This window comes from Candidatus Nitrosopumilus sp. SW (assembly GCF_006740685.1).
Taxonomy (GTDB): domain Archaea; phylum Thermoproteota; class Nitrososphaeria; order Nitrososphaerales; family Nitrosopumilaceae; genus Nitrosopumilus.
In genome coordinates, this window is the sequence record NZ_CP035425.1 from 856,939 (window position 1) to 872,214 (window position 15,276).

The window sequence follows — 15,276 nt, forward strand, 5'->3', positions numbered from 1 at the left end:
CTATTGGATTCCTAATTAATTAGAACATTTAATCCATATCCAACAAAATATGCAACTATTGCCGCTCCTCCTCCTATAATCAGAGTGTTAATTCCTGAACGTAATTTAGAACGTTTTACAATTTTTCCTTTTATTACTCCAACAAGAAAGAATGCAATACTAACAGATATTGTTGAATAAGTAAAAGCTTCAGAATTAGGATCTATTCCAATCATCATGAAAATCATAAATGGAATTAATGGAATTATTCCAATTAAATTAAAACCAACAAATGTACTTACAGCACCATCAATTGGACTCTTACCTTCTTCATCAAGACCTAGTTCTTCTTTCATCATTGTATCAACCCATACCTTTCTTCTAGAAGTAATAATTCGAACAATCTCTTCTAACAATTCATCTTTGAAACCTTTTTTTCTGTAAATATCACGAATTTCCTCTTTTTCTTGTTCTTCTAAATTATCTATTTCCCATTCTTCTTGTTTTCTTTTCATTTGAATAAACTCATTTCTTGCTTTTGAGGCTTGATAATTTGCAATACCCATGGAAAAACCATCTGCAAAAAGATTGGCAAATCCCAAAATCAAAATTATTCCAGGAGATAAACCTGCACCAACGACACTTGCAACTATAGCAAAAGTTGTAACTGCACCATCTATAGAACCATAAATAAAATCATCAAAATGCCATTTCATATTATGATGCTAGTGCTTTTGTTACATCACTCTTACTAATTATTCCTGCAATGCTATTATTTCCATCAAGAACAACTAATCCACTCACATCATTTTCTAATAAAACATTACAAGCTTCTGCCAAGTCTTCATTAAATTTGATTGTGATTAATCCTTTAGTCATTACATCTCTAGCCAATGAAATATCTCCAAATCCTTCTTCTGAGAGAAATCCACGCCTAACATTGTCAAAATTTGTTCCTGAAAAATCATCCTCACTACCCAATTCAAGTGATATTCTGAACAGATCTCTGAATGAAATTATTCCCACAGGCTCTTCTTCCTGATTTTTTACAATTATTCTTGAAATTTTTCTCTCTAACATCTTTCTTACAACTTTATACAATGGTGCAGCTGTATGTGTGGATTCATAATCATGAGTCATAAAATCAACCACCTTGTTTTTCTCTGGTAGTCTTCTTGCAAAATATTTAACAAGATCACTTTTTGTGATGATTGCTTTTACTTCTTGTTCCTCTCCTATGGCCAATGAACTAATCCCTTTTTCAATCATAATCTTTGCAGCATTTTTGGGAGTTACTTCTTGCTCAACAAATTCAATCGGTTTCATAATATCTGTAATGGGTATTTCTTCTAATCCCCTTTTTGTGGTCTCTGAGAACAAAAAAAGTCCTATGTCTTTTTCAGTAATTATGCCAATATGTTTTCCGCCATCGTTTACAATTAACCTACTAATCTTTGTATTGAGAAGCATTTTGATAGCATCTGAAATTGTAGAATTTTTAATAATGGTAATAGGTTTGTTTGAAATTTCAATAATTGTCAATCTTTACTCTACAAGATTTTTTGTATAAAAACTCCAGATATAATTTTCAATTTTGATTGTAATTTAGTCTCAACATTGGAAATGCTGATTATTCTTATATTATATGGTTAAAAAATTGGGATATGGCAAAATTCAGAAAAATTCTTGTTCCACTTGATGGCTCTGCAAATTCTACACGTGGTTTGGATAGAGCAATAGAAATTGCAAAAGGTAGTGGTGCTGAAATTACCGGCTTTTACGTATTTCACTTACCTATTGCAGCTGGAATAAAATACACACAAAAAATGAAAGACGAGGCTCAAAAAAAGGCTGTTAAAGCTATTGGTCCTGCTATGAAGAAAGCACAAAATGCTGGTGCAAAATTCAAGTATCAAACAAGCGGTGGTCATACTGGCTCCGAGATTGTCAAATATGCAAAAAAAGGAAAATTTGACATGATTGTGATTGGTGCAAGGGGTATAGGTGGAGCAAAAGAAGCATTTCTTGGAAGTACATCCAATTATGTTATGCACAAAACAAACATTCCAGTACTCATTGTAAAATAAACATCTTTTACAATTTTTATTTTAAATTACTAATATTCTATAAATGTAATAAACTACAAGTATAGTGAGTTCTGCAAATATGCGGGGGAACTGAAACATGGTTGAAAGTAATTATGATATCTTGGGAATCGTTGAAGGAACTACTGAAAAAGAAATTCGTGATGCATTCAGAAGATTAGCACTTCAATATCACGCTGATCGTGGTGGAGAAAATGAACAATTCATAAAAATTAAACAAGCATATGAAGATCTAAAAATTGGAAAAAAATATCCTGAAACAGATATTGAAAAACTAAAAAACTCAAGAGTTTATTCTGATGAATCTGAATCTGATGTAAGAAGAAAAAATCAGATTCTTGGTCAACAATTATCTAAAGAGATGAAAACAGCTGAAGAATGGGCAGCAGCACATAACAGATCAAATTCAACTGGAACAAGACTATTTGGTTCAAAGACTCTGGGTGAAATGGAATTTGAAAGAAAAGCTAATGGTGCTTTATCTATTAAAGGAAATTTTATGGCAGGAAATCTAACTTATGATGGTCCTATTACAATGCAAGGAAGCATTACTAGTCCCTCCTGGACTCAAGAATTTCAAACAAACATTCATCTAACAAAAGGTGATTTCAAATTCCTTGATCCTATAGAAAACAAGTATAAAATTGAAAATGGAGCCAAAATCACTGTAGATAATGGCAATATAATAGTAGGAAATATTTTTGGAAGAAAATTTAGAGTTGAAGATCCTAATGGCAAAGTTGGTGTCTATAAAATCCTAGAACATAGAACTCAAGTTTCTGCTCCAAATGGAAAAATTGTTGCTGAAAATGCAGTTAACACTGTATCACTAAACGCTGATACAATTATTGTTTTAAATGTAGAAGATGATGTTATAATTTCTGCACGTGAGGTCTTATTTTATGGCAGTAAATTTACGTATGATTCTATCATCAAATTAAAAGAAGGTGGTTCTATCCGGTTCTTTGAAAATTTTTCAATTCAAGGATTAAGTGGTGATGCAAAAATTGAGTTAGAAAATGGCAAAAAAATTAGATTATTTGATCTTAAAACAAAAAAAATCAAAGATTTAGCTGATGAATTTGTTCCCCACAAAGAAAATTATGCAAACGATGCAACAATGGTTGGCCATGGATTTACAATTACTTATGAAATGCTTAACAATCTTTCAAAAAAGCCAACAAAAAAGCAAAAATCAAGTTGGGCATCCAGATTTGGCTTCTCTAAGAACTAATTAGATCAAAACATCATTAAGATTTATTCGGATTTTGTTCCAAAACTATCAAGTCCTTTTCTTCTAACTTCGAAAATATTGTAACCGTATTTTTGTTTTAATTCAATTATACATAATTCGGAAAATTCGTATTCTGAGAAATCTTTGAAAATATTATGTATGTTTTCACCAACCACCAAACTGTTTTTTGGACAAAGTGAATTTATTTTGAAACACCGATTTACTGTTGGACCAAAGACATCACTAATTTTTGAAGTAGTACTTTCAGCTACTTTTACAGGACCGTATGTTAAACTGATTTTATAATCTAATCTAGGCATATTTTCTTTTTCAAGTTCTTCTTGTAGTTTTCCATGTGATTCAACCATACACAAACAACATTCTAAAATATTTTTCATTTTTTTATCATTAGTTGGATCCACATTTGCGAATCTAAACATTAATGCATCTCCAATATTTTTTATAACCTCTCCTTTGTGGTTAAGAACAATCTTTGCCATAAAATTCAAAAATATTTCGTATAGTTTGCTGATATCTTTATCAGATACTTTTGATGATATTCTAGTTGAATCTGCCATGTCAATTACTCCTACACAATCATTTTCTTCACGCTGAGAGAATTTTAACACCATATCTCCTTCAAGCTGTTTGATGACTTCCTCCTTTTCTTTAATCTCAATTAATGATTCTTGTAATTTTTGTGCCATTGAATCAAACGCATGAGATAATTCTGCAATCTCATCTCTTGTTTTGATATTAGTTCTGACATCAAAATTTCCTTCTGCAATTTTATTTGCAGCTTTTTTGAGTGCACGTAATGGATGTGATAATGATTCAGCAGCAAAAAATGCAACTAATCCCATTGCCATCGTTATGAGTAAACTAGTAAGGATAATTCTAGTTTGCAAAACTTTGATTGGTTCAACCAATTCTTTTTCATCCATCTCTGCCAGTAAAACTATTCCAAATTCTGGCATACAGTAAGATGATCCATATATTGAAACTCCTCTGTAATCAGGATAAATTCCAACATACTCCATATTATTGATAAAACATTCTTGAACACCGACTGTGTCTACTATTTGTTCAAATACTGCATTTTCAAAGAATCTGGATTCAGTTAACATTAGATAGTCTCTATTAACAATATAGACTTCACCCGTTTCACCAAGTCCACTTCTATTAAGTAAAATATTATCAATTGCAGAAGTTCTCATTCTAGAAATGATAACTCCAATTGGCTCATCTCCAATTTTACTATCTACAGCATAAACAGGAGATACAACAATCATTTTTTTACCTGTTCCTGAACGTTCAAAATCAACAAAAGATCCCTTTAATCCTCTTTGAAAGTACTCATTTTTAGAATAATCTTCATTAGATATTCCTACTAATGAAAAAAACACATTTCCGTTATTACCAATTATTTTAGTATCCTCAAATCCAATTGAAAATCCAACAAGTTCTTGAAATGCCTGTACTTGAATTAGAAAATCTCTACGCTTTTCTTCTTTCATAGATTTTAATTCTAATCCTGAAATCCCATCCATTTCTGAAACCAACAATCGAATCATCGGATCATTTGCAAGAATTTTATTTTGTTCAATTCTTGATTCAAAAAGTAATCTTAATGATTCTCCTCTAATGTCGGATTCACCATGTAATAATTCTCCTCCTCTTTCTTTCAGAGTTTCAGAGGAATAATCTATACTCATGTAAGATGTAATTCCTAAAGCAGTCATTGTTACAAGCATGACAAGCAAAACAAGTTTTTTACCTAGATTTATTGAGACTGGCATTTTTGTTCTATGTTTATTTTATGTAAATATCAAGGCTTCTAGTATTTTTGGGTATATTACGCTTACAAAAAATCTTCAAGTTGATATTACTATTATTTGTGAAAATAAGGGATTCATTTAATTACAAAATTTGTATTTTTAATAATGTGAAATTTCTAGTATTATTTTCGGTTCTTGTTATTTTAGGCTCTATATCTTTTGTTTATGGAGAAGAATACATTGTTGACATTCCATTTGGAGCATATAATCCTGAACTAAATACACCTGCTGAGGTTTGGTATGATCCTCCTTTGATTAATGTGGTTGTTGGAGATACAATAACTTGGTATAATGATGACAGAGAGGCTCATACTGTAACTAGTGGTGATGGTCCAGGACGTTTTGGTTGGATGGATAACAGAGATTTTGGAACACCTGATGGAATTTTTGATAGTGGTAGATTTATGCCTGGAGAATCTTGGTCATATCAATTTGAGGAATCAGGCAGATTTTCATATTTTTGTACAATTCATCCATGGATGGATGGCATGGTAATTGTTGAAGAAGCAATTCCAGATTATCCTCATGATGCAACAGGAAAAGAAATCCAATTTCCTTTATTGCAATACACTCCAGATGGAACAATTGAAGTTAATTTAGCGTGGGATCCTCCAGTCATTAAAACTCACGAAAAAATTCAATTTGTATATCAATTCTATGATCCACAAACAAATTCTAATCTGGCAGAAATGAAATACAACTTTGTAATTTTCCAAAACGGACAAGAAATTTTTCGAGATGAAGGACTAAGTCAAATAGGTGGAGATTATAGAAATTATGTCTTTACAAATTCTGGTTCAATTATTGTTCGAATTGAAGGAATCCAAACTCCCTCTCTTTTAGCTGAAGAAAGTGTTACTGTATTTGGAGAAGTACAAAGTAAAGAACAAAGATCAGTTGATTTTACTACTGCAGTTTATGACAATCCGGAGAAAACATCTCATGAAACATATCATATTAAACCTGCACAAAGATTAACTACCTATTACGAGTTAATGATTTTCATTATTCTTGTTCCAGCTGTAATGTTTATTGTTGCATTACTTTGGTTAAAGAGGAAACCAGATACACCAAAAACCAAGCCTGGGGCTGTTAAAATATAAAATAAGAAAAAGAAATTAAAAGTTGAACTAATCTAATCGATTAATTCGGTCCAACCTTTTACGAAGACTGAATCTTTGTGGAGTGGAACTGGTTGTCCAACAGTAAAGTCCATTGGTCTCATCCAAAAGATTGCTTTTGTTGGGCATACACCGATGCATGCACCATCAGAAATACATCTTTCTGGGTAAAAGACAAATGCTTTACCTCTCTTCCAGCCTTCAACTGGTTTTACTCTAAGGACATCTGGACCAAGTGTTGTACAGATTTCTACACATAGTGCACATCCGATACACATTTGTTCGCTTATGTCTGGAATAATTCCTACTGGCATAACAAAATAAAATCTTGATTTGGCATTAATATAATTTGCCTAAAAATATCGTGTTATAACGGCGTTTGAAATTTTATAACGGCGTTTGAATTTTTGATCGCATTTTAGGTTAGATTTGTGATTGAATCTTGAAAACCTTTGAATCTTCATCTATGGAGCGAATAACTAAATCGTTTTCTATTTTCTTTAGAATGTACACTCCTGTTTTTGTAGATTTTATGATTTGTTTGCCTCCTGGAGTAAGAATCCAACCTTCATTTTCTTTTTTTCTAGCCATTGCAGTTATGATAATAGAAGAATCAGCATCTTTCCCCAAGGATGCAAGTAACATAATACATGAATTAATGAATATGGCAGATTCTAAATCTTCAAACATGTTGTATACTCCATTAAAAGAATCAATAATTACAAGAAATTTTTCTTTAGAAACTTTTGAAATTATTTTAGTGAATTCTCCTCCCCAACTTTCTTTTGTAGGGTGAAATACTGTAAGATTGTGTTTCTTTTGAATTAGACCTGACTCAATGTATCCTGTATAAAGTAGATCCATATCTACAAAAATTACTGGAGTCTCAACAGAATTGATTAATTTATTGAGAAACTCTGCTTTGTGAAATGGTTCTGAACAAAGTACTATGTTAGGTAGATTCTCTTTAAACTCATTTTGTATATGAACTAGTTTACTATCTAAAATCTGGTCAGGACTTTTATCCAACAACCATCTAGCATTTTACAGATATAATAATGAATTTAGTATCAAAGGATATTTCAGATGATTTTCCAAGCTCGGATAAAATCTATCTAAACAATGCATCAGTTTCTCTAATGCCTAATCAAAGTATTGAAGCAATGAAAGATTTTCTAATCTCATACAATTCTATTGGTCCTGATTCAAAAGAATCAGAACCATTTGTAACTGAAAAACTAAGAGCTACAAGAAAAACCATAGCAAAAATTATCTCATGTCAACCTGATGAAGTTGTACTTACGCAAAGTACTACTGATGGCATCAATATTGTAGCTAATGGTATTACATTTGATGAAAAATCAAACATAATCATTCGTGGAATGACTCATGAGCATCATTCAAATTTTTATCCTTGGTTGAAATTAAAAGAAAAAATTTCTGTGAAAAATCTTTCAATTGACAAAGATGGATTTTTCAAACTTGAAGATTTAGAATCGTTAGTTGATGATAATACAAAGTTAGTTGCTCTAAGTCATGCCCTTTACAATACTGGTTCTATCTTACCCTTGGAGAAAGTAGCAAAAATTCTTGATGTACCTCTTTTCGTTGATAGCGCACAAACTGTAGGATGTATTGACGTCAATGTTTCAAAAATAAATTGTAATTTTATGTCCTTTAATGGATCAAAATGGCTCTGTGGTCCAATGGGAACTGGTCTGTTTTATTGCAATAGAAAATCAAGTGAATTATTAGAACCGAAAACTATTGGTGGAGAGTCTGCAATAATATATGATGATACAAATTTAGCATTCAAGGAACTTCCTGATAAATTTCAAACTGGATTTCGTAATTATGTTGGAATTGTTGGATTAGAATCTTCTGCAAATTATTTGCTTAACTTTGGTATCAAAAACATCCGTGAAAAAAATCAATACTTGTCAAATCTCTTAAGAGAAGAATTATCCAAAATACCAAAAATTATTTTGTATGGACCTGAAGATCCTAATTCTAGAACTAGTATTGTTTCTTTTAACATAGATGGAATGGATTCACAAGAAGTTGTTGATAGACTGGAACGACAAAACATTATCTTAGCTTTGAGAGAAATTATGGAAAAAAAGATTGTACGAGCTTCTCCTCATTTTTTTAATACTGAATCACAAATTATGTTGGTAATTGATGCAATAAAGAAACTATAGATTTTCTTGTTCTTCTATAACCATCATGGTTAACGTAGACTGTACCTTGGTAATCTTTCTGATTTTATTGGTAATAATCGAACGCAGTTTCTCAGCATCATCTGAAGACAATTTCAAGACGATATCGTATACGCCGTAAACTCCTTGGACTTCGTAGGTTACATCCTCATCTGTAAGGATTTGTTTTACTTCGTTGATGATTGATTCATCTGATCCTAAATCAGAATTTAGTAGAACATATGCAGTAGGCACACGAAATTTTTACTCAAAGAGTATTTAACTTTTCATAATTCAAAAATTGATTAATTAGTATTTTGTCTTATTGATGTGAAACCCATAGATCTAACACTTACAATATCGAAATCTATACCATGTTTTCCTGGTTCTCCAGAACCTCAATTCATTTCTTGGTCAAATCTCAAAGAAGATGGGTATAATCTTGAACTTCTATTCCTCAGTTCCCACACTGGAACCCATCTTGATGCCCCTTTCCACTTTGTCAAGAATGGTTTCAAAATTGACCAAATTCCACTTGAGAGATTAATGGGAAAAGCCATTTTAATCAAAATGAAAAAATCAAAAAACTCTCCTATTACAAAATCAGAAATTATTGAATTTGAGAAAAAAAATGGAACCATTCCTAACAAATCATCAGTATTCTTTTTCACAGATTGGCAAAAAAATATCAAAAAAGATAATTATTTTACAGAAAATCCTGGACTGGCATTATCTGCAGCTACATATCTTGTACAAAAAAAAACGAATCTTGTTGGAATAGATTCTCCAAGTATAGATCTTGGAAAAGATGAATCATTTAGTGTTCATCATATTTTATCAAAAAATAATATCCTAATAGTGGAAAACTTGGCAAACTTGAATAAAATCAAATCAAAGGAATTTAATTTTACAATTCTTCCACTAAAACTAAAAGATGCAACAGGTTCGCCCGTAAGAGCAGTTGCACTCTAAACATTTCGTAATGCTAAAAATATAGTAGATGTTAACATCTAGTATGAGTAAGCCTGGTAATTTATGGAGAAAAGTCCATGGAAAAATTACAAAAAAACCAACAAACTTTTCTTGGTTAATTGAAGAAAAATTAGCAGGCTCCGGCATGCCTACAAGTTTTGATGAATTTGATTGGATTGTAAATCAAGGTGTAAAATCAATTGTTACCATGACTGAGAATGCTTTGCCTGAAAATTGGACGCAAAATATTGATTATCTTCATGTTCCAACTCCTGATCTAACTGCACCTGATATGGAGAAGATTGATTCTGCAGTTGATTTTATACATGAACAAATTACAAATGATCAAGCAGTAATGGTTCATTGTGCAGCTGGAATGGGAAGAGCTGGAACAATACTTGCATGTTACTTTGTAAAATACCAAAAATTTTCAGCAGAAAAAGCCATTGAAATGATTCGTGAAGAAAGGCCTGGTTCTATTCAATCTGAAGTACAAGAACTAGCTATTGGTTTTTATGAAAAACATGTAAAAAATTAGTTTAAACAAATTCTGAAACTAATTTTCCATCAACAATTTTGATTTTCAAGGTTTTATTTTCTTGAAAAATCATGGTTAGTCCACCATCTGAGTCGGGATCTTCTATCTTTACAAGTTCTAACATTTTGATTGCATCATATTTTTCCATTTATGTCACCTATTCTGGGATTGATACGGTCTCGATTTTTCCATCATTTGCTTTGATGAACAAAAATCTGTTGTCTTTAAAGATAAAGGTAATTCCTCCTTCTTTATCAGGATCCTCAACTTCAAGAATTGGTTGTCCTAATAGACCATCGTATTTTGCCATAATGATTCCATCAAAAAGTTCCTTATATCCCTAATTGATTTTTATTTCAATTTCTCTAGAATTGTTCTTGACATTTCCTGGCTCTGTAAACTCATGTTTTTGCCATGATGCAAATGCCTCAGCACTAATTTTGTGTGTACCTTTTCCCAAATCTTCTGCTTTGAAAACAAATTTCTCATTAAAATCAAATAATTCCTGTCTAACTTCTTCTTCTGTAAGTCTGATAAATGGTTCAAAATTTTTGGCTACTTGAACCCAAATTCTCCTGTCTTTCATAGGATTGACAAGTTTAGGATTTCTTGTCCAAAATATGGATGCCTTTCTGTAGGTGTCAATTGTTCTGCCTAGCTCTTTTTTCCTAAAGCCGCCTGAAGTCAGTTTCAAACCGTATTTCAATTTGAATGAAACATCGTTTTTGTTGTATGCATCAGTCCAATTTACCTCGTTAAATGCATCTCTTAGGTCACCTTCAACTGAAAATTGGACATTTATCTCAATATTTTCATCTGAAGCGTATTCATCCTTGGATTTTACCAATTCTATGTCTGAAATCCTACTTTCGCCCATTTCTACTGCTCATAATGATTTATATCCGCAATAAGTGCTTTTTCTGAATACATGAACGCACAAGTAATCAGTTCAGAAGCCAAAGAAATCAACCTCTCAATCACTGAAACCGATATTGGAATTTTGTACCTAATTCAACATGAGCTTCTAAAAGAATCAAATATTGATTTTGCAGGTGTTATTGTAAAACATCCACTAACTAACGAATGTTGGATGAGAATTAATTCTAGTTCAAAACCACTAGGTGAAATAAAGAAGGCTACCGATTCAGCAATTAAAATGGCAGATGAGTTCAAACAATTATTTAATTCAAAACTTAAGGTAAATTAGAATTGAAGTTTTGCCCCAAATGTGAGGTCAAATTAAAAAAAGGTACTTCTGGCCTTCAATGCTCCAAATGTGGTTATACTGAAGGACAAGAAGAAAAACAGACCAAAAAAATTATTGAAAATGAAGAACATGAAGAATCAATTTTAGCTTTTGAAGGAAATGAAGGAGAGGAATCTCATCCAACTATCAAAATAGAATGTGAAAAATGTGGACACGATGAAGCAATTTGGTGGATGCTTCAAACAAGAAGTGCAGATGAACCAACCACACAATTCTATCGCTGTACAAAATGTAAGAATACTTGGCGTAATTACGCATAACGTTTAACTGGAACATAAAGTCAACAAAGTTGATTTGACTTTTGAAGCAAAAACAAGTGGTTCTGATGATCTAAAGGCAATCATATCTGCAATTTCAACACTTGTTGAAGAAGCAACATTTGTTGCAACTGCAGAGGGAATTTCTTTTAGAGGAATGGATCCATCTCATGTTGCTCTTATAGATATTTCCTGGCCTAATTCTGCATTTGAAAAATACGAATGTGATAGTGATATAAAATTTGGAGTAAGAATAGATGAATTTTCAAAACTCATCAAAAGAGCAGACAAAAAAGACAGCATTGAGATTAGTATCTCTGAACAAAACATGTTGCTTGTTACAGTTGGGAAAAATAAAAAATACAAAATGCGTTTGATTGAAAGTTCTGCAACAGATACACCATTACCAAAGATACCATATGATTCTAAAATCATATTGTCTTCATCAAAATTTGATAAAATTTTAGGTGATGTTCAAGTTGTATCTGACTATTTGACAATACATACGGCTGATTCTAAAGGTGATTTTTCAGGAAAAGGGGATTCAGGAGAAGTTGTAATTGATTTAGATAAAAACGATGAAGATATTGAGGAGATTTCTTCTAAAGAAGACAGTGTCGGAACCTACAGTTTAGAGTATCTTAATCCTGTAGTAAAAGCAGTAGGAACTACTGCAGGCTTTATTACATGTGAATTTTCAAGCGCAAAACCACTCAGAATTGAATTCAAAGTAGCCAATATTGGTCGAATTCACTTTTACTTAGCTCCACGCGTGGAAAGTTAAAGCATTTAAAGATTAACTAATTCAGGTATTTTGAATTGAGACTTGTAATAAAATATGGTGGAACATCAATTTCCTCTGCAAAAGACATTCAAGGAGTAGCTAACCATCTAAATTCATTATCAAAGAAAAATCAAATTGTAGTTGTATGTTCTGCAACCAGTGGAACAACAGATGATCTAATAGAAATATCTGAATCAATAAAAAAAGAAAATAAATCAAAAGCTGAACAACTTGCAGCAAAAATAACTAATCGACATAAACAATTAGCAAAACAAACAATCAAAAAATCTGATTTACGTAAAAAATTATTAAAAAATTTTGATGACGATTTTGCAGAACTTGTTGCGTTAATTGATGGAATGGTGTTGTTGGGAGAAGTTACTCCAAGAACAATGGATTATCTTTTTTCCTTTGGTGAGAGATTATCGATAAAACTTGTTTCAATGGCAATTAGTGATTCAGGTAAGAAATCAATACCTCTAACTGGAAAAGATGTAGGAATAGTTACTGATTCTAACTTTGGTGAATCTAAACCTCTTATCGATACAACTAGATTAAGAGTCTCAAAAACTGTAGAAAATCTTTTCTCAAAGAAAACAATACCTGTTGTTGGAGGTTTTGTTGGTGCTGATCAACATGGCCACATTACAACTTTTGGAAGAGGAGGTTCTGATTATTCTGCAACAATTATTGGGACTTGCATAAAAGCAGACGAAATCTGGTTAATGAGTGATGTAGATGGTCTAATGACTGCAGATCCAAAAATAGTAAAGAATGCAAAATTACTAAAAGAAGTTTCATACATTGAGGCAATCGAGATGGCATTATTTGGTGCAAAACAGATACATCCACGCACATTTGAGCCCCTATTATCAAAGAAAATACCTATGAAGATTAGAAGTTCCTTTAATGTAAAAAATGAAGGAACTCTAGTTACAGCTTCTCCTTCGTCATCTGTGAAAAATACTGTAAAGTGTGTCAGTAATGTTAGAAACAATGGACTAATCGATATCCAAGGTGGTAGTATGGTTGGAACGCCTGGTACTGCTGCAAAAATTTTTGCAACATTAGCAAAAGCTGGAATTAATGTAATGATGATATCCCAAAACCCATCAGAATCTAGTATAACAATAGTAGTCAAGAATGCTGATCTTGACAAAGCAGTAAGTTCACTTGAAATGGAACTTTTAGGAAAAATTATCAAGAAACTAGAAGTAACAACAAATGTTGCAATTATCGCACTTATTGGTTCAGGAATGCGTGGAACTGTAGGTGTTGCCTCTAAAGTTTTTGGTGCTGCTGAGAAAAATAAAGTAAATGTTTCAATGATTACTCAAGGCTCATCCGAACTAAACTTGGCATTTGTTGTTAAAAATTCTGATACAAATGCAGCTGTTCGTGCATTGCATAATGCATTTGCATTAGACAAGATCAACTAAGACAAAATCATTTAAGGGAACAATCTCAATGAAATTTGTTGAGAAAATTACTTGCCATATTGATTATTGGAATTTTTGCAACAAGTATCATTACCATATCTTCACTGTCTGATCAGTTTGCTGATGCAGGTTCTAGGAAAAAGATCCATTTTACACAAACTTTTACATCATCTCAAGATCCTGGTCAAGGGCATGAAAATCATCAACTATCTCTAATTTTGTCGCCTAATGATGGTACGATCTATGATGGTTCTATGACATTTACCTCTAGTGAGCCTGTTCAGATTGTTGTTTTACATGAAATTAATTCAAATGATGCAAAAGGACAGCCCACATGGACAATTGATGGAGATACTGTTTATGGATTATCTCTAATTGATTTACAAGAAAAATCTGGTTCTTTTGAATTTACAGGAGCTGCACTTGGGTTACACTCACCAAATTCAAAACCATTTACTTCTACTGTAAGTGTTGATGGATGGATAAGAGGACAACCAACTGAAGTCATTATGCAAAAAATTGAATTAGAAAAAGAAGAGCCTACATCATTACTTTCAAGAGCAAATGTTCCAGCAACAATTCCTATGCATCAAGGAATCTATGACGGCGAACAAGTTTTGTACATTATTACTGATGGGAGTGATGAAGAATTTGCAAAAGAATTATCAGAAAAGCAAGAATGGAATGTAGAACTTGCACCTGTTCTAGCTGATATTCCAGAAGATGCCCTTCAAAAAATTTTTGTTTTCAAAAATGGAGTTAAAGGAGATGGCCTATATGGATTCCAAGATGAAGTGTTCTCCAATACTCCTCAACAAGAATCGAAATACAGTGCATTATCTTCTGTAATAGAAGTAACATGGAAGATAGGTCAAAAAGAAATTGTATTTGAATCTGCTACAGATGTAATTGCAGCTGAAGAAGGTGGAAGAATTGAATTCAATGAAACAGGAGTGGTACTCAATACTCCCCAGATTGTCTGGCCTGATGGACAGATGCAAGTACGCTCAGATAAAGAAATAACAGATGATATGCCCTATGGTGGAGGCCAAATTATTGAAATTAATGAAGAAGAAATGACTGTCACATTTGTTGCTCATCGAGGTTGGGGCCCTGATGGAAGAACCATTTACTATATTGTAACTGATGCCACTCCATCTGGACCTGCAGAAATGATGGGAGTAACTTCGTCTCCAACTTCAGCAAATCTGATTGCTCATTCAGGAGCAGTTGATCTATTTCAATTCAAAAATGGAATTAAAGGCACAGGCCCATTAGGATTTCAAGCTGGAATTGCCGCAGCTGCATTAGGTGATGAGAATTACAGTCCCATGTGGAGAATATATCTAATTGAATGGAATGAATCAGAAAATGCAAAAATTCTTGAAACAAAATCTGATATTGATTCATTCAGAGAAGATGATCAGATTATTGTTAGCATAGCAAGACCAACGAATAGTGATCATATAGTGAATTGTCCGTTTATTGATCCCTTTCAATATTCACTAAAGGGATAAATTACTTGCAAGTTGATTTGTTTTAAA

At 32.4% G+C, this 15,276-nt stretch carries 20 protein-coding genes; 11 read left to right on the plus strand and 9 right to left on the minus strand.

Translation table 11 applies throughout. From position 1 onward, the window contains the following. Positions 1–11: 11 nt before the first annotated feature. Together Nisw_RS05170 and Nisw_RS05175 are read right to left on the minus strand one after the other, a co-directional pair. The gene (locus Nisw_RS05170) at positions 12–695 is read right to left on the minus strand and encodes a VIT1/CCC1 transporter family protein (protein WP_141977115.1); all 684 of its coding nucleotides are present in this window, start codon (positions 693–695) and stop codon (positions 12–14) included. A gap of 1 nt (position 696) precedes the next feature. Continuing rightward, the gene (locus Nisw_RS05175; protein ID WP_141977117.1) at positions 697–1,521 is read right to left on the minus strand and encodes a CBS domain-containing protein; all 825 of its coding nucleotides are present in this window, start codon (positions 1,519–1,521) and stop codon (positions 697–699) included. Between the two features lie 122 nt (positions 1,522–1,643). Between Nisw_RS05175 and Nisw_RS05180 the strand changes: the two genes are divergently transcribed. Together Nisw_RS05180 and Nisw_RS05185 are read left to right on the plus strand one after the other, a co-directional pair. Then, positions 1,644–2,066: a universal stress protein gene (locus tag Nisw_RS05180; RefSeq protein WP_141977119.1), complete on the plus strand. Its 423-nt coding sequence runs from the start codon at positions 1,644–1,646 to the stop codon at positions 2,064–2,066. A gap of 97 nt (positions 2,067–2,163) precedes the next feature. After that, complete coding sequence (locus Nisw_RS05185; protein WP_141977120.1) at positions 2,164–3,318, plus strand: J domain-containing protein; 1,155 nt, start codon at positions 2,164–2,166, stop codon at positions 3,316–3,318. Between the two features lie 23 nt (positions 3,319–3,341). Here the strand turns inward: Nisw_RS05185 and Nisw_RS05190 are convergent, their stop codons facing one another. After that, entirely contained in the window at positions 3,342–5,117 is a 1,776-nt protein-coding gene (locus tag Nisw_RS05190) for a cache domain-containing protein (protein WP_141977122.1), read from the minus strand. Positions 5,118–5,263: 146 nt separating this feature from the next. Between Nisw_RS05190 and Nisw_RS05195 the strand changes: the two genes are divergently transcribed. After that, complete coding sequence (locus Nisw_RS05195) at positions 5,264–6,259, plus strand: plastocyanin/azurin family copper-binding protein (RefSeq protein WP_141977124.1); 996 nt, start codon at positions 5,264–5,266, stop codon at positions 6,257–6,259. A gap of 32 nt (positions 6,260–6,291) precedes the next feature. On the opposite strand, the gene Nisw_RS05200 is transcribed toward Nisw_RS05195, so the two are convergent. After that, on the minus strand, positions 6,292–6,591 hold the full coding sequence (locus tag Nisw_RS05200; RefSeq protein ID WP_012216147.1) for an ATP-binding protein: 300 nt from the start codon (positions 6,589–6,591) through the stop codon (positions 6,292–6,294). Positions 6,592–6,700: 109 nt separating this feature from the next. Next, positions 6,701–7,306, minus strand: a complete 606-nt coding sequence (locus Nisw_RS05205) for a hypothetical protein (RefSeq protein WP_255430721.1) — start codon at positions 7,304–7,306, stop codon at positions 6,701–6,703. Between the two features lie 29 nt (positions 7,307–7,335). On the opposite strand from Nisw_RS05205, the gene Nisw_RS05210 reads away from it, so the two are divergent. Beyond that, positions 7,336–8,478, plus strand: a complete 1,143-nt coding sequence (locus Nisw_RS05210) for an aminotransferase class V-fold PLP-dependent enzyme (protein ID WP_141977127.1) — start codon at positions 7,336–7,338, stop codon at positions 8,476–8,478. Here the strand turns inward: Nisw_RS05210 and Nisw_RS05215 are convergent. Next, on the minus strand, positions 8,473–8,730 hold the full coding sequence (locus Nisw_RS05215) for an Lrp/AsnC ligand binding domain-containing protein (RefSeq protein ID WP_014964098.1): 258 nt from the start codon (positions 8,728–8,730) through the stop codon (positions 8,473–8,475). The two genes, Nisw_RS05210 and Nisw_RS05215, sit on opposite strands and share 6 nt — an antisense overlap. A 75-nt stretch (positions 8,731–8,805) precedes the next feature. On the opposite strand from Nisw_RS05215, the gene Nisw_RS05220 reads away from it, so the two are divergent. Both Nisw_RS05220 and Nisw_RS05225 read left to right on the plus strand, forming a co-directional pair. Then, complete coding sequence (locus tag Nisw_RS05220) at positions 8,806–9,447, plus strand: cyclase family protein (RefSeq protein WP_141977129.1); 642 nt, start codon at positions 8,806–8,808, stop codon at positions 9,445–9,447. 43 nt (positions 9,448–9,490) lie between these two features. Continuing rightward, positions 9,491–9,985, plus strand: coding sequence for a dual specificity protein phosphatase 23 (locus tag Nisw_RS05225; RefSeq protein WP_141977131.1), 495 nt, complete (start codon positions 9,491–9,493; stop codon positions 9,983–9,985). A 1-nt stretch (position 9,986) separates the two neighbouring features. Here the strand turns inward: Nisw_RS05225 and Nisw_RS09160 are convergent, their stop codons facing one another. Genes Nisw_RS09160 through Nisw_RS05230 form a run of 3 tightly spaced genes read right to left on the minus strand, consistent with a single transcriptional unit; the run spans position 9,987 to position 10,862 of the window. Continuing rightward, entirely contained in the window at positions 9,987–10,133 is a 147-nt protein-coding gene (locus Nisw_RS09160; RefSeq protein ID WP_185736577.1) for a hypothetical protein, read from the minus strand. Positions 10,134–10,142: 9 nt separating this feature from the next. Beyond that, a complete protein-coding gene (locus Nisw_RS09165) occupies positions 10,143–10,295 on the minus strand; it encodes a hypothetical protein (protein ID WP_014964094.1) in 153 nt (50 codons plus the stop codon). 30 nt (positions 10,296–10,325) lie between these two features. Continuing rightward, complete coding sequence (locus tag Nisw_RS05230; RefSeq protein WP_141977133.1) at positions 10,326–10,862, minus strand: hypothetical protein; 537 nt, start codon at positions 10,860–10,862, stop codon at positions 10,326–10,328. 51 nt (positions 10,863–10,913) lie between these two features. On the opposite strand from Nisw_RS05230, the gene Nisw_RS05235 reads away from it, so the two are divergent. Genes Nisw_RS05235 through Nisw_RS05255 form a run of 5 tightly spaced genes read left to right on the plus strand, consistent with a single transcriptional unit; the run spans position 10,914 to position 15,249 of the window. Continuing rightward, a complete protein-coding gene (locus Nisw_RS05235; protein ID WP_012216139.1) occupies positions 10,914–11,192 on the plus strand; it encodes an RpoL/Rpb11 RNA polymerase subunit family protein in 279 nt (92 codons plus the stop codon). Between the two features lie 2 nt (positions 11,193–11,194). Beyond that, a complete protein-coding gene (locus Nisw_RS05240; RefSeq protein WP_141977135.1) occupies positions 11,195–11,512 on the plus strand; it encodes a transcription factor S in 318 nt (105 codons plus the stop codon). A gap of 34 nt (positions 11,513–11,546) precedes the next feature. After that, positions 11,547–12,293, plus strand: a complete 747-nt coding sequence (gene pcn / locus Nisw_RS05245) for a proliferating cell nuclear antigen (pcna) (protein WP_141977137.1) — start codon at positions 11,547–11,549, stop codon at positions 12,291–12,293. Between the two features lie 35 nt (positions 12,294–12,328). Further along, positions 12,329–13,732: an aspartate kinase gene (locus Nisw_RS05250; protein ID WP_141977139.1), complete on the plus strand. Its 1,404-nt coding sequence runs from the start codon at positions 12,329–12,331 to the stop codon at positions 13,730–13,732. A gap of 38 nt (positions 13,733–13,770) precedes the next feature. Next, complete coding sequence (locus Nisw_RS05255) at positions 13,771–15,249, plus strand: hypothetical protein (protein ID WP_141977141.1); 1,479 nt, start codon at positions 13,771–13,773, stop codon at positions 15,247–15,249. Positions 15,250–15,276 lie beyond the last annotated feature (27 nt).